Origin of the sequence: Pedobacter sp. GR22-10 (assembly GCF_026239715.1) — a bacterium.
Lineage (GTDB): Bacteria > Bacteroidota > Bacteroidia > Sphingobacteriales > Sphingobacteriaceae > Pedobacter.
Map to the genome: position 1 here is coordinate 1 of NZ_JAPIVR010000020.1, position 333 is coordinate 333.

1 pseudogene is annotated in these 333 nt (G+C 46.5%); it reads right to left on the reverse strand.

Annotated features, from left to right (window positions below):
- A pseudogene (locus OQX64_RS22365) lies at nucleotides 1-333 on the reverse strand (RHS repeat-associated core domain-containing protein); the annotation flags it as partial.

Here is a 333-nt window from a genome sequence, read left to right on the forward strand (position 1 = left end):
TCGGACAGGTGATATTCATAGCTGTAATTCCCACTGCCGTTGTTTCTGGCCAAACCTTCCTCCGTCTGGATGAAATCGATGCTCTTATCTGGTTTATACTGGATCCCATCAATGTAATTAATGGTTCCAGCAGATGTGCTCTTTTTGAGCTTGTTACCAGCCGCATCATAAGTATAGCCTGTAACCAGGTCAATATTGTTCGCAGCCCTCACCTCATGGGGCAGGTTAAGCACATTATAATCAAAATGGTATCCCGAACGCCCGTCAATTACCGCATTGCCATTCCGGTCATATTCATAGCCATTGGTTACCTCCGCCGCAAACCACAGCTGG